The organism is Kribbella sp. NPDC050820 (assembly GCF_040653975.1).
In the GTDB taxonomy this organism is placed as follows: Bacteria; Actinomycetota; Actinomycetes; order Propionibacteriales; family Kribbellaceae; genus Kribbella.
This window is the reverse complement of record NZ_JBFAHB010000020.1, coordinates 80,506-94,700: the sequence shown is the minus strand read 5'-3', so window position 1 is coordinate 94,700 and position 14,195 is coordinate 80,506. Positions and strand designations below refer to the sequence as shown.

The window sequence follows — 14,195 nt, the reverse complement described above, 5'->3', positions numbered from 1 at the left end:
TCCGTCGCGGGATCCCGAGGCCTTTCGACCTGCGCGAAAACGTCAGCGCAGCGCCAGATACTCCTTGCGTACGGCGGGTTCCAGCCGCTCGATCGCGTACCGCAGCATGGTCCGCGGCATCAACGCCGCGTGCTCGTCGAGGAACGCCCGGAGCTCGTCCTCCGAGACTCGCTTGCCGGCCTCACGCAGCATCCACCCGGACGCCTTGTGGATCAGGTCCTCGCGGTCGTCGAGCACCAGCGCGGACAGCGCGTACGTGTCCGCGCTCTCGCCGTTCCTGATGAACAGGTGGGTCGCAACGAGCGCGATCCGCCGCTCCCACAGCGAGGGCGACCGGACCAGCGTGTAGAGCACGTCGCGCGGCTTGTCGAGCAGGTACCCGCCGACGATCTCCGACGTGCTGCAGTCGACCAAGTCCCAGTTGTTGATGTACGCCGTACTGCGCAGGTAGAGGTCGTAGATCGCGGTGACCTCGGCCGGGTCCGCCGTACGCGGCTTGAGGCTGCGGGACGCGCGGTCGGCGAGCAGGCAGAGCACGGCCAGCCGGTGCTCGTGGATCGGGCTCTTCAGCGCCTCCTCGAGCTCGGCGAGCGGAAGGCCGGCGCGCAGGTAGGGCTTGAGCAGGCCGCGGATGGTGGACAGCTTCACGCCGATCATCTGGTCGCCGTGACCGTAGCCACCGGGTCCCAGCTTGAAGTAGCCGGCCAGGATCTTCGCCGCGGCCGGGTCGGCCGCGGCGTCGACGTCGGCGAGCAGGTCGGCGGTGCTCAGATCAGCAACCCTCCGGTGGCGCGCAGGTTCTGCCCCGTCAGCCAGCGGCTGTCCGGACCGGCCAGGAAGGCGACGACGTCCGCGATGTCGGCCGGCTCGCCGACGCGGCCGAGCGCGGTGATGCCGACCAGCGCGGCCTTGGCCTCCGGCGGGTTGGAGTCGCGGAACATGTCGGTGTCGGTCGCACCCGGCGAGACGATGTTGACGGTGATTCCACGGGCGCCGTACTCTCGGGCGGCGACCTTGACGAACTGCTCGAGCGCGGCCTTGCTCGCCGCGTACAGCGAGATCCCGGGACCGGGCACGACCGTATTCAGCGTCGAGAGCGCGATGATCCGGCCGCCGTCGGGGAGCACCCGCGCCGCCTGCTGGATCGCGAAGTACGGACCCTTCACGTTGGTGGCGAAGAGGTGGTCGTAGTCGTCCTCGGTGACGCTGTCGATCGGCTTCACCGTCACCTCGGCCGCGTTGCCGACGAAGATGTCCAGGGCCCCGGTCGGCTCGGCGGCTCGCGCGAACAGGTCGGGGATGCCGGCCAGGTCGGCCTGGTCGGACTGCACCGCGATCGCCTGGCCGTCGGCCGCCTTGACCTCGTCGACGACCTCGGCGGCCGCGGCGTCGCTCGACAGGTAGGTGAAGGTGACCACGGCGCCGTCGGCGGCCAGCCGCCGGACGATCGCTGCCCCGATCCCTCGCGAACCGCCGGTGACGAGAGCGGCCTTGCCGTCGAGCGCACCCATCGCAGCCTCACCCCTGGTGTCAGATTGCTTCCATAACGTGTCTATCACGCATACCCTGGTGACCCCAGTGAACCCGTCCCGGAAGGGCATCGGGACCTTCGGCGGCCGTGAGGTGATGCGTTCGATCGAGTGACGATTGCCTTTGTAGGAGGCGTCTGCACAGGCAGGTGAACGAGGCGTCTGCACATGGCAAATGCACTGGCTGGTAGCGCTTACACCCGTGGTTAGATCACGCTCCGAGGTCATCCGGGTCAGACCCGTTGTGACGCTTGCGCGTTGGGGCATACGGTGAGGGCAGGGCAGTTCCACCTCGCCAGGACCGACCGGCGTCCGCGGGACTGTCCGGGGGAGAGACCGGCGTGACCAGCCACCCAGAGCCGCGGGACGGCGAGATGATCAAAACGACTTTCGACGCTGTGACCGAGGAGCTGGAACCAGGCGTGCTGCTGGTCCGGCTGTCCGGTGAGATCGACATCGCGACCACTGACTTCGCTGCCGAGTCGATCCGCGCCGCAGTGGCCCCACCGGCCAAACTGGTGCTGATCGACGTCTCTGCCGTCACCTTCTGCAGCTCGGCCGGACTGGGCAACCTCGTGGAGGCCCGCAACCTGGCCGGCCTGCACAACATCACCCTGGCTCTGGTCGGCGTCGGCCGCCCGGTCGATCGGCCGCTGGCGATCACCGGTCTCGGCGGCCAGTTCCGGATCTACTCCACCGCCACCGAGGCGCTCGCCGAGCTCTGAGCCCCCGGGCGGGGGTGGAATCGATTCCAGCCTGCCTCTAGGGTGCTGGGTGTGTTGCACGCCATCGAGGACACCTGTGTGGTCTACCTGTTCGTTGACCCGGCGACGCGGTCGGCAGTGGCGATCGACGCCGGCAGCGGACGCTGGCTGGACCAGTTGCCGTCGTACGGCGTGGACCGGGTGACCGACGTACTCGTCACGCACCACCACCGCGACCAGGTCGAAGGTCTGCCACGGCTCGTGGCAGCCGGCGCCCGGATCTGGGCGCCCGCCGGCGAAGTCGACCTGATCGCCGGTGTGGATCATCACTGGCAGCAACGACGTGTGGTGAACAACTACGATCTGCACACGGACCGGTTCTCGTTGCTGGAGCCGGTGCCGGTCGCCGGCGTCATGAAGGACTACAGCGTCTCCCGCATCGGGCATCTGGACGTGCGGACGCTGCCGACACCTGGTCACACGCCAGGCAGCGTCAGCTACCTGATCGATGGCTATGCCTTCACCGGCGACCTGCTGCACAGCCCGGGCAAGGTGTGGTCGGCTGCCGCGCTGCAGTGGTCGTACGTCGGTCTTGAGGGCGCCGCGCTGACCATGGCCTCCCTGGTGCAGTTGCTGGACCACCAACCGCGCGCACTGATGCCCAGTCACGGCTCGCCGATGACAGACCCGGCTCTCGCCGTCCGGCAGACCTGCGACGCGCTGGGCGAGCTGATCAAGGTGCGACTCGGCCAGCCGACCGGTCTGCTCGACAAGCTCGAGCGGCCGTACGTAGAGCTCAGCCCGCACCTGCTGATGAACCGCACGAGCGAGTCACACAGCTACGTCCTGCTCAGCGACTCCGGTAGGGCGCTGCTGATCGACTACGGCTACGACCTGACCACGGGCATCCCGATCGGTGGCCCGCGGCACCATGTCCGACCCTGGCTGCCCAGCCTGCGCGCACTGCAACGCGACTACGGCATCGAGCGGGTCGAGGTTGCCATCCCCACCCACTACCACGACGACCACGTTGCCGCGTTCAACCTGATGCGCGAGGTGCACGGGACGGAGGTGTGGGCGTCGAGTCCGGTGGCCCACGTGCTGGAGAACCCGACGCACTATGACCTGCCCTGTCTATGGTTCGAGCCGATCCCCTGCGCGCGGCACGTGGCGGACGGGACGAGTGTGCGGTGGCGCGAGTACGAACTGGACCTGCATGCTCTGCCGGGGCACACGCTGTACGCGTCGGCCATTGGCTTCGAGGTGGACGGGCAGCGGGTGCTGTCCACAGGAGATCAGCAGACGGGTAGCTGGGTTCCTGGTGAGTCGGCGGAGATCCCGAACTTCCAGTACGCGAATGCCTTCGCTGCGGACGACTATGTGGCCTCGGCTGCGCTCTACCAGCGGCTGCAGCCGTCTCTGATGATCTCCGGGCACTGGGACCCGCGACCGGTGACGCAGGACTACCTGGACGAGTTGGTGCGGCTTGGCGATGCCGTTGCGCGGGTACACCGGGAGTTGTTCTTGCCGGACGACCCGGTGTTCACGGGTGCTGTGCGCATCACGCCGTACCGGATCGATGCGGTGGACGGGCAGCCGTTCACTGTGCGGGTGAGCTGTGCGGGTGCGTCGCTGGTGGTGCCTTCCGGATGGGAGTGCTCACAGGTGGCGTCGCAGGAGTTCCTCGTGGTGCCACATGTCGGGGAGCCGGTGCGGCAGGCGCGGATCGCGGCCGGGATCACCCGGGACGGGCGGTACGTGGGTCAGTTGGCAGAGGCACTAGTAGACGTGAGGACGGGTCGTTGAAGTACACGGTCGATGTACAGGAAGCCAAGGCGTACGCCAGCGTGGTCGTCGATGGACGGCCGGTGCTGAAGCTGCGGCTGTTCGCCTCGCTGGACACAGTGGAGGGGTTCGACGAGAGCTACGGCGACATCGCGGTGGATGTCGTCGAGGGTGCTGAAGGACTGGTCGTCACTGCGACTGCTCACAGCACGGTGTGGGACACGCGAGTCACGACCACGCGGTTCCTGGCCGACCGGATCGAGACGTCGACAGTGGTGACCGGCCGGGGGCGGCTTACCGATATGCACCTGCTCGGTGGGCGTCGTACGCCGCGGGGTTTCCTGCCCAGCGGGTCGCAGCTGCAGCAGGCGTACTCCCCCAATCCGGACCACCCGACCCGTGTCATCCGGGATGCGCTGGAGCCGGCGACGATCAGTGTGTGCGGTGAGGGCGGTGAGCCGGGCATCGAGCGGTGGCTGTTCACGCCCGCGCCCTGGTGCTTCGCGGCGGCCGTGGACGACCAGTGGCTGGGCCTCAGTGTGGTGGCACCGGTCGCCGAGCAGACCTTCACCAGCTACCACTACCTGCCTGTGACCGGTGGCTTCAGTCTGCGGCTGGACTACGAGGGCCAGACCGTGGTCGAAGGGCAGTTCCGCACGCCGCCGCTCGTCGTACACCTGGGTGGTGAGTCCCCGTCGGATGTCCTGGTGCAGCATCGGGCATTGCTCGACTCGTACGGCGTTGTGCCTTCCCGGACGGCAGTGGACGCGGAGTGGTGGCGCGGGACGATCTTCTGCGGGTGGGGAGCGCAGTGTGCGCTGGGGGTTCGCACCGACCAGGCTCCACAGCCGCTAGCGACCCAGACGAACTACGACGCGTTCCTGGAGACCCTTGCTGGGCAGGGGATCGTGCCGGAGACGATCGTGATCGACGACAAGTGGCAGGCGTCGTACGCGACCTGCCAGCCCGATCCGGTGAAGTGGCAGGACCTGAAGGGCTGGATTGCCGCGCGGCATGCGGCCGGGCAGCGGGTGTTGCTGTGGTGGAAGGCGTGGGACGAGGAGGGCGCTCCGCTGGACGCCTGCGTGACCGATGCCGGTGGCAACCCGGTCGGCCTCGATCCGGACTCTCCTGCCTGCGCGTCACTGATCACCGAGGCCGTGACCTACATGCTGTCCGCAGACGGGCTGGATGCGGACGGGTTCAAGGTCGACTTCACCGCGCGGACGCCGTGCGGCTCGTCACTGCGGCACAGCGGACGCCGGTGGGGTGCCGCGCTGCTGCACGAGCAGCTCCGGCTCGTTTACGACACGGCCAAGCGGGTCAAGCCGGACGCACTGGTCGTCACGCACACGCCGAACCCGGCCTTCCTCGACGTGACCGACGTGATCCGGCTGAACGACGTACTGCACGACCACACCGCCGAGCCCGGGTATGTCGCTCGTCACATGGCCTATCGGGCCGAGGTGGTGCAGGCGGTATGTCCTGAGCTGGGCATCGACACCGACGGCTGGATGATGCCGAGTCACGGTGAATGGCGCACGTACGTGGCGATGCAGGGCGGTCTGGGCGTGCCGGCGCTGTACTACGTGGACGGTACTGACACGGACCGCTACGACTTCGCTCCGGACGACTTCGACGCCATCAAGGACAGCTGGAACCGCTACAGGGCGGCCCGGAGCCTTTAGACTGCGGCCCATGAGTCCCCGGGGGCAGCAGGCAGCACGGGCCGTGCAACAGCAGCCGGTCCAGCCTGCGCAGCCGTCTGTACGGCGTCCGACGGTGCAGGACGTGGCCCGCGAGGCCGGTGTCTCACCGTCGACGGTGTCACGCGCGCTGCACACCCGCGGCTACGCGTCCCCCGCCGTACGGGCTCGCGTGCGGGCAGCGGCCGAGCGGATCGGCTACGTGCTCGACCACAACGCCCGCAACCTGCGGAGCCGTACGTCGACCTCGATCGGCGTGCTCATCTCCGACCTGCGCAACCCCTTCTACGCCGACCTGGCTGCCGGTATCGAGGAGGAGCTGCGGGCGGCGGAGTACCAGATGGTGCTTGTCAACGACAACGGCGACCCGGCAGAGGAGATGCGGGCCGCCGAGACACTGCTGGCGATGCGGGTCCCCGGTGTGATCGTCACGCCAGTCACTGCCAAGTGCCCGCGGGTGCTGCAGGAGAACGGCGTCCACGTGGTGTGTGCGGACCGTGAACTCGGCCGGGGCAACGGCGACGTGGTGATGAGCGACAACAAGGCCGGGGCGCGCGAGCTGACCGACCACCTGCTGGCTCTCGGGCACACCCGGATCGGGCTGCTGATCGACGAGACCAAGTGGTCGACCGGCGCCGGGCGGCTGGCCGGCTTCCGGGCCGCGCACCTGGACAACTTCGTCGACCTGGACGAGGACCTGATCGCGTACACCAGCTTCGACGCGGATGCGGCCCGGGAGACGACCCGCAAGCTGCTGAACGACCACGACGTCACCGCAATCATCTCCGCGAACAACGTGCTGGCGCAGGGTGCGCTGGCCGAGATCAAGGACCGGCGGCTGAAGATCCCTCGCCAGCTCAGCGTCGCGGCGTACGACGACGTGCCGTGGATGTCGCTGGTCCAGCCGGCGCTGACCACGGTCGACCAGCACACCGTCGAGCTCGGGCGCAGCTGCGCGCGGTTGCTGCTGGCCCGGATCCGCGGGGAGCTCCCCACGAAGCGGCGGATCGTGCGGGTGCCACCGCGGCTGATCGTGCGCGGCTCCACCGGTCCCGCGCCGCGCTGATTCCCGGTCTGTTGTCCACAACCTCCCATCTGACGTCTTGACGTCGGCAGAATCTCACACCTAACGTGCTCTGCAACCAAATGTGGCATCGATACCACATTTCGGCCACTCGCCCCCTGTCGAGGATTAGGAGCACACGCAATGAAGCACCTGCGCCTTCCCGTGGCGCTGGCCGCCGGGACCCTGGTTCTGACCGCCTGCGCCGGCGTCGGGAACAAGGAGGACTCCGGTGGCAGCACCCCCGGCTCCACCGACTCGACCCCGTCGGGAACCCTGAACGTGATGGGTTTCAGCGGTGAGGACGAGGTGGCCCAGTCCCGGGTGAACGCGTTCAAGGCGGCGTACCCGACCGTCACCGTGAAGAACAACAAGGGCGACTTCGACGCCCAGCAGTTCCTCACCGCGGTGTCCAGCGGCAACCCGCCGGACGTCGTCTACATGGCCCGCAACCTGATCGGGACGTACGCGGCGAAGGGCGCGATCCAGCCGCTGGACGACTGCATCAAGAACAGTGGAATCGATACCACCCAGTACCGCGAAGCCGCGATGAACGAGGTGAAGCTGAAGGACAAGACCTACGGCATCCCGGAGTTCTACACGGTCTCGACCAACCTGATCAGCGGCAAGGCGCTGAAGTCCGCCGGCGTGCAGACCAGCGACATCCAGACCGCTGACTGGGACAAGCTCGAGCAGACGGTCAAGAAGCTGTACGTCGCCAAGAGCGGCCGCCCGGCCCGGATCGGCTACGACCCGAAGATGCCGGACTTCTTCCCGCTCTGGGCGATGGCCAACGGCGCCGAGCTGGTCAAGCCCGGCGGCGAGCCGAACCTGAACGACCCGAAGGCGGTCGAGGCGCTGCAGTACACGATCAAGTTGATCACCGACCAGGGCGGCTGGTCGAACTTCAAGACCTTCCGCGACACCTTCGATCTGTTCGGCGAGAAGAACCAGTTCACCAAGGACCAACTGGCCGCGTTCCCGATCGAGAACTGGTACGTCAACGTCCTGCTCGACTCGCGCAAGCAGGGTCTCGAACTGCAGTCGACGATGTTCACCAACCGGCAGGGCGAGCCGATCAGCACCATCGGCGGCTCGGCCTGGGTGGTGCCGAAGGGCGCCAAGAACATGAACGCCGCCTGCCAGTGGGCGAAGACGATGACGTCGCTGGAGACCTGGCACAAGGCTGCCGAGGCGCGGATGCAGACCGTGACCAAGGACAAGAGCTTCTTCACCGGCCTGTTCACCGGGAACAAGAAGGCCGACGAGGAGATCAAGGCGAAATACCTCGAGCCCACCGGTGACGCCGGCTTCGACCAGGCGATCAACAACTACTACGACGTGCTGGACAAGGCGAAGTCGATGAACCCGTCACCGGCCGGCGCGGAGATCGACGCCGCCTGGAAGAACGCGGTCGGCAAGGCGCTCGGTGGGTCCGCCACCCCGCAGGCCGCCCTCGACCAGGCCCAGTCCGAGGCCAAGGCCGCCTTCGACAAGGTCAACCAGGGCTGATTCGATGACCACCACCGTCGAGCGTCCGGTGGCGGGCGGGCAGGCCGAGCCCGACCGCCGCCGGCCCAAGCCGCGGCGCAGCCCGCTGGCGAAGCGGGAGGACCGGGCCGGCTGGCTGTTCGTCTCGCCGTGGGTGATCGGGTTCCTGATCTTCACCGCGGGGCCGATGATCGCCAGCCTGGTGCTGTCGTTCACCGACTACCAGATGATCCAGGCGCCGCGGGCGGTCGGCCTGGAGAACTACCGCGAGCTGTTCGACGACCCGCGGGTGCTCAAGTCGCTCAGCAACACGTTCGTCTACGCGGCGATGTTCGTCCCGCTCGGCACCGTCGTGGCGTTGGCGCTGGCGATGATGCTGCAGCGGGTCGGCCGGGCCGGGGGCTTCTTCCGGACCGCGTTCTACCTGCCGGAGATGACGCCGGCGGTGGCCGCCGCGGCGATGTTCCTGCTCCTGCTGAACGGTCAGCAGGGCCTGGTCAACAAGGTGCTCGGCTGGGTCGGCATCAACGGGCCGAACTGGACCACCGATCCGAGCTGGCTGAAACCGTCGCTGGCGATCGTGAGTCTGTGGACACTCGGTGGCACGGTGGTGGTCTACCTTGCGGCGCTGAACGGCGTACCGAAGCAGCTGTACGAGGCGGCCGAGCTGGACGGTGCGGGGCCGGTGACCCGGCTGTTCCGGATCACGATCCCGATGATCTCCGGGGCGCTGTTCTTCACCGTGATCACGAACACGATCGCGGCGATGCAGATGTTCGACCAGGCCTACACGATGTTCTACGGCCCGCAGCAGAAGGCGGCGGCGTCGGAGGAGTCGCTGGTCTACATGGTCTACCTGTTCCAGAACGCCTTCCAGTTCTTCAAGATGGGCTTCGCCTCGGCGATGGCGTGGCTGTTGTTCGTGATCATCCTGCTGATCACGTTCATCCAGGTCCGGATCGGCAACCGGTACGTGTACTACCACGGGGAGCGCTGATGACGATTCCCTACCGTCGGTTGCCGTTCCTGTTCTTCCTGACGCTGGCGACGTTCGCGTTCTGCTACCCGTTGGTGTGGCTGGTGTCGGCGTCGCTGAAGCCACGGTCGCAGGTGTTCGACAACCGGCTGATCCCGGAGATCTTCCAGCCGTCGAACTACGTGCGCGTGTGGGAGGCCGCGCCGGTGCTGCGCTGGCTGACGAACTCGCTGACCGTCGGCTTCATGGCCGCCGCGGCCGTGACGCTGTCGAGCGCGCTGGTCGCGTTCGGGTTCGCGTACTTCCGGTTCCGCGGCCGGAACCTGCTGTTCGGGGTGCTGCTGTCGACGATGATGCTGCCCGGTGCGGTGACGATGATCCCGGTGTACCTGATCTGGAACCGGCTGGGCATGATCGACACCCAGATCCCGCTCTGGGCGCAGAACCTGTTCGGCTCGGCGTTCTACGTGTTCCTGCTGCGGCAGTTCTTCCTCGGCATCCCGCGCGAGTTGTTCGAGGCGGCCCGGGTGGACGGCTGCGGGTACTTCGGGCTGTTCCGGCGGATCGCGTTCCCGCTCTGCAAGCCGGCGCTGGTGATCGTGTTCGTCTTCGAGTTCAAGGCGAGCTGGTCGGACCTGATGAAGCCACTGATCTACCTGCAGACCCCGGAGTACTTCACAATGCCGCGCGGCCTGAAACAGATCATCGACGCGTTCGCCCTCTCGGGTCACTACGAGTGGGAGATCGCGGTGGCTGCCAGCGTGATCGCGGTGGTGCCGATGATCGTCCTGTTCGCCTTCGGCCAGCGGTACATCCTCGACGGCGTGGCCACGACCGCGCAGAAAGGCTGAGCGTGCATCCCGCTGATCTGCCGCCCGTGCTCGCGTTGGACGTCGGTGGCACCAAGCTCGCTGCCGGCGTCGTCTCCGCTGACGGCACGGCGCGGTCCTTCTGCCAGGTCGAGACCGCCGTGGACGAGGGCCCGGCAGCCGTGGTCAAGCGCCTGCTGGACCTGGGCGAGCAGGCCCTGACCGAGGCCGGTTCGGTGCCGGTGGCGGCCGTCGCGGGGTCGGGCATCGCGCCAACCGTCGCCGGGACGGGCACCGCGGCGGCTGTCGCCGGGCAGGTGGCCGCGGTGGGTGTCGGGTGCGGTGGACCGCTCGATCCGCGGACCGGGGTGATCCTCGGCCCGCCGGGTCTGCCCGGCTGGGACCACGTCCCGCTCGGCAGCTTGGTGGCCGACCGGTTCGGCCTGCCGGCGTACGTGGAGAACGACGCGACCGCGGCGGCGCTCGGCGAGTACCGCTGGGGTGGCTGGGATGTGCGGAATCTGGTCTACCTGACCGTCTCCACCGGCTTCGGCGGCGGTGTCGTTGCTGACGGCAAGCTGTTTCACGGCGCGGCCGACCAGGGCGGCGAGCTCGGGCACGTGGTCGTCGACTGGCAGGGGCGCCAGTGCGGCTGCGGCGCCCGCGGCTGTGCGGAGGCGTACGTCTCCGGGACGTCGATCGCGCGTCGGGCTGCCGAAGCTGTGATGGCGGGGTCGAGTCTTGCGGTGCTGCCGGCGATCACAGCCAGGGATGTCGCTGAGCACGCGGCGGCTGGTGATCCGGTCGCGCGGGCTGTGTGGGACGAGACGACCGCGATCCTCGGCCGGATGGTCGCCGTACTGATCAACGTCTGTGAGCCGGAGCTCGTCGTGCTCGGAGGTGGTGTCACCAGGGCGGGCGACCAGTTGCTCGCGCCCGTGCGGGACGCTGCATTGCGACAGGCGATGCCACCGGCCGCCGCGGCGTGCGACGTGGTGCTCAGCAGGCACGGTGATGCGGTCGGGGTGCTGGGTGCCGCGGCGATCGCCTTCGACCGTTTGGAGGTGACCCGATGACCGAGCTCTGGGTGGACGGCCTGCTGGACGGGCAGCTGGAGCGGCATGCGGAAGTGACCGCCTTGATGCGGGACCAACTCCCCCAGGTGCAGGCGGTCGCCGACGAACTGATCCGCCGGCTCGCGGCCGGCGGTGTGCTGTACACGTACGGGAACGGCGGGTCGGCCGCCGACGCGCAGCACCTGGCGGGCGAGCTGATCGGCCGCTACCTCCGCGAACGCCGCCCGCTCCCCGCGGTCGCGCTCATCGGGGACGCTGCGGTGGTGAGCTGCATTGCGAACGACTACTCCTACGACGACGTGTTCGCGCGGCAGGTGACCGCGCTGGTTCGTCCACAGGACATGGTGGTGGGGTTCAGCACATCCGGTACGTCGCTTACGGTGGTGAAGGGTCTCGCGGCGGCGCGGGCGAAGGGCGCGTGCTCGGTCGCCTTCACGTCGACGCGCGGCAAGGATCTCGCGGCGGCGGCGGACCTGGCGGTCGTCGTACCGGCCGAGGAGACCGCCCGGATCCAGGAGATGCACGTCCTCGCCCTGCACCTGGTCAGCGAACTGGTCGACCGCTGGGCGCTCAGCACCGACATCGTGGAGACGTCATGACACGTGGTCCCCTGCACATGATCGGCAATGCTCACATCGACGCGGTGTGGCTCTGGCAGTGGCAGGAGGGGTATCAGGAGGTGCGGGCCACGTTCCGGTCCGCGCTCGACCGGATGGACGAGTACCCGGACTACGTCTTCACGGCGGACTCGGTCGCGTACTTCAGCTGGATCGCCGAGCACGATCCGGGCCTGTTCGAGCGGATCCGCAAGCGGGTCGCCGAGGGCAGGTTCGAGATCGTCGGCGGCTGGTGGGTCGAGCCGGACTGCAACATCCCCGGCGGCGAGGCCTTCGTCAGGCACGCGCTGTACTCGCAACGGTGGCTGGCCGAGCACCTGGGTGTGATCGCGACCGTCGGCTGCAACGTGGACCCGTTCGGCCACAACGCGACGCTGCCACAGCTGCTCAGCAAGGCCCGGCTCGACTCGTACGCGTTCCTGCGGCCGCAGAAGCACGAGCGGGAGCTGCCGGGACAGAAGTTCTGGTGGGAGTCGGCGGACGGTTCCCGCGTGCTCGCGTACCGGATCCCGCATGAGTACTGCTCTCCGGGCGGCGAGATCTCCGGCCACGTCACCAAGGCGCTGCAACAGTTGCCGGCGACCACCGAGCCGCTGATGGTGTTCTACGGCGTCGGCAACCACGGCGGCGGCCCGACGATCGAGAACATCGAGTCGATCAAGCAGCTCGCCCGGCGCGACCTGTTCCCGGAGATGTTCCCGTCGACGATGCGCCGGTTCTTCGACGAGGCCCGCACGTTCGACGGCATCCCGGTGCATCCGACCGAGCTGCAGCCACACGCGATCGGCTGCTACGCCGCACACTCCGGCGTGAAGCGTCAGAACCGGCTGGCCGAGCAAGCACTGCTCGCGGCCGAGAAGTGGACGACGATCGCAGCGGTGATCAGCGGGACGCCGGATGCTACGGCCGAGCTCGGTCACGCCTGGAAGCAGGTGCTGTTCAACCAGTTCCACGACATCGCGGCCGGCACGGCGATCGAGCCGGCGTACGACGATGCCCGCGACCAGCTCGGTGAGGCGAAGGCGATCGCGGCCCGGCTGGCGAACCGCTCGATCCAGTCGATCGCGCGGCAGATCGACATCCCGGCCGAGTCGGCGATGGTGCCGGTGGCCGTGTTCAACCCGCACCCTTGGCCGGTGACCGCGACGGTGGAGCTCGAGCTCGGGTACCCGGCGCCGCTGCGGGGTGCGATCGCGTTGTCCGAAGGGCTCGACGGCCGGCTGATCGACGTTCAAGAGATCCGGTCGGCGGCGACGGCGAACGGGCGGCGGCGGATCGCCTTCAAGGCAACGGTTCCACCACTCGGGTACCAGCTGTACACGATGCGTCCGGGTGACGGGTCGTCGTACCACCTTGGTCAGCCAGCTGGTGACTTGGTGCTGGACAACGGGGTCGTTCGGGCCGAGGTGGACCCGAAGACGGGCTGGTTGCGGTCGCTGGGGTTGGCGGACGGGCCTTCGTTGGCGGCTTCCGGGGTCGCGCATGCGCAGGTGATCGACGACGACACGGACACCTGGAGCCATGGAGTCCGGTCGTTGTGGAACACGGCAGGGTCGTTCGAGGTCAGTCGGGTCCGGCGGCTCGCGGATGGGCCCGTTCGGCAGGTCGTCCGGGTGGAGTCGAGGTACGGCGAGTCCCGGCTGGTGGAGGAGTTCGTGCTCGACGCGGAGTCCGACGCGGTCGAAGTACGGGTGACGATCGACTGGCGGGAGAAGCTGAAGGCGCTGAAGCTGTGCTTCCCGTTCGCGGTGAAGAAGTCCGAGGCGACGCACGAGATTCCGTACGGGCACCTGGTGCGGGAGCAGAATCGCGAGGAGGTGCCGTCGCACGCGTGGGTGGACATCTCGGGCGCCGGCGGCGGCGTCGCGGTCCTGAACGACGGGAAGTACTCGTTCGCCGTCGACGGCTCCAAGGCCGGGAAGCCGGTGCTGGCGATGACAGTCGTGCGGTCGCCGGTCTACGCCTGGCACGATCCGCGGCAGTTGGACGACGACGGCGTGTACGAGTACCTGGATCAGGGAATCCAGCGGTTCACGTACCGGCTGCAGCCGCACGGCGGTGACTGGCGCGCCGCAGGTGTGGTGCGACGCGCGGCCGAGCTCAACCAACCGGTCACACCGCTGATCGAGTGCTTCCATGACGGCCCGCTGCCGGTCTCGCAGTCCTACCTGACCGTGCACGGCTCGGACGACGTGATCTTCTCGGTCCTGAAGCGAGCCGAAGACAACAACGGCGCCGTGGTCCTCCGCGGCTACGAGATCAGCGGCCGTCCGGCAGAGGTGCGAGTTGAGTTGCCGTTCCTGGGCCGCTCGGTCGACGCATCCTTCGGACCGCACGAGGTGAAGACCTTGCAACTCCCGTCGTCGGCCGAGGCCACTCCGGTCGAGGTCGATCTGCTCGAGTGGAACCCGTCGAAGCCACCGCCGTTCGGAGCCTGAT

Annotated in this window: 12 protein-coding genes; 10 read left to right on the top strand and 2 right to left on the bottom strand. The window is 68.1% G+C overall.

Annotated elements, in window-relative coordinates; translation table 11 throughout:
* Positions 1 to 42: 42 nt before the first annotated feature.
* Together AB0H36_RS19650 and AB0H36_RS19645 are read right to left on the bottom strand one after the other, a co-directional pair.
* A complete protein-coding gene (locus AB0H36_RS19650; protein WP_360524877.1) occupies positions 43 to 756 on the bottom strand; it encodes a DNA alkylation repair protein in 714 nt (237 codons plus the stop codon).
* 11 nt (positions 757 to 767) lie between these two features.
* On the bottom strand, positions 768 to 1,511 hold the full coding sequence (locus AB0H36_RS19645) for an SDR family oxidoreductase (protein ID WP_360524796.1): 744 nt from the start codon (positions 1,509 to 1,511) through the stop codon (positions 768 to 770).
* Between the two features lie 392 nt (positions 1,512 to 1,903).
* On the opposite strand from AB0H36_RS19645, the gene AB0H36_RS19640 reads away from it, so the two are divergent.
* From AB0H36_RS19640 to AB0H36_RS19595, 10 genes are all read left to right on the top strand, one after another.
* Complete coding sequence (locus AB0H36_RS19640) at positions 1,904 to 2,254, top strand: STAS domain-containing protein (RefSeq protein WP_360524793.1); 351 nt, start codon at positions 1,904 to 1,906, stop codon at positions 2,252 to 2,254.
* Positions 2,255 to 2,305: 51 nt separating this feature from the next.
* On the top strand, positions 2,306 to 4,039 hold the full coding sequence (locus AB0H36_RS19635) for an MBL fold metallo-hydrolase (RefSeq protein WP_360524790.1): 1,734 nt from the start codon (positions 2,306 to 2,308) through the stop codon (positions 4,037 to 4,039).
* Positions 4,036 to 5,706: a hypothetical protein gene (locus tag AB0H36_RS19630; RefSeq protein WP_360524787.1), complete on the top strand. Its 1,671-nt coding sequence runs from the start codon at positions 4,036 to 4,038 to the stop codon at positions 5,704 to 5,706. The genes AB0H36_RS19635 and AB0H36_RS19630 overlap by 4 nt, the downstream gene beginning before the upstream one ends.
* A 10-nt stretch (positions 5,707 to 5,716) precedes the next feature.
* The gene (locus tag AB0H36_RS19625; RefSeq protein WP_360524784.1) at positions 5,717 to 6,790 is read left to right on the top strand and encodes a LacI family DNA-binding transcriptional regulator; all 1,074 of its coding nucleotides are present in this window, start codon (positions 5,717 to 5,719) and stop codon (positions 6,788 to 6,790) included.
* Positions 6,791 to 6,931: 141 nt separating this feature from the next.
* On the top strand, positions 6,932 to 8,299 hold the full coding sequence (locus tag AB0H36_RS19620) for an extracellular solute-binding protein (RefSeq protein WP_360524781.1): 1,368 nt from the start codon (positions 6,932 to 6,934) through the stop codon (positions 8,297 to 8,299).
* 4 nt (positions 8,300 to 8,303) lie between these two features.
* Positions 8,304 to 9,275, top strand: a complete 972-nt coding sequence (locus AB0H36_RS19615) for a sugar ABC transporter permease (RefSeq protein WP_360524778.1) — start codon at positions 8,304 to 8,306, stop codon at positions 9,273 to 9,275.
* The gene (locus tag AB0H36_RS19610) at positions 9,275 to 10,105 is read left to right on the top strand and encodes a carbohydrate ABC transporter permease (RefSeq protein WP_360524775.1); all 831 of its coding nucleotides are present in this window, start codon (positions 9,275 to 9,277) and stop codon (positions 10,103 to 10,105) included. Before AB0H36_RS19615 ends, AB0H36_RS19610 begins: the two co-directional genes overlap by 1 nt.
* 2 nt (positions 10,106 to 10,107) lie before the next feature.
* Entirely contained in the window at positions 10,108 to 11,139 is a 1,032-nt protein-coding gene (locus AB0H36_RS19605) for an ROK family protein (RefSeq protein ID WP_360524772.1), read from the top strand.
* On the top strand, positions 11,136 to 11,738 hold the full coding sequence (locus tag AB0H36_RS19600; RefSeq protein WP_360524769.1) for an SIS domain-containing protein: 603 nt from the start codon (positions 11,136 to 11,138) through the stop codon (positions 11,736 to 11,738). Before AB0H36_RS19605 ends, AB0H36_RS19600 begins: the two co-directional genes overlap by 4 nt.
* Positions 11,735 to 14,194 (top strand): glycoside hydrolase family 38 C-terminal domain-containing protein, encoded by a 2,460-nt coding sequence (locus AB0H36_RS19595; RefSeq protein ID WP_360524766.1) that lies wholly within the window; start codon positions 11,735 to 11,737, stop codon positions 14,192 to 14,194. Before AB0H36_RS19600 ends, AB0H36_RS19595 begins: the two co-directional genes overlap by 4 nt.
* Position 14,195: the final 1 nt, after the last annotated feature.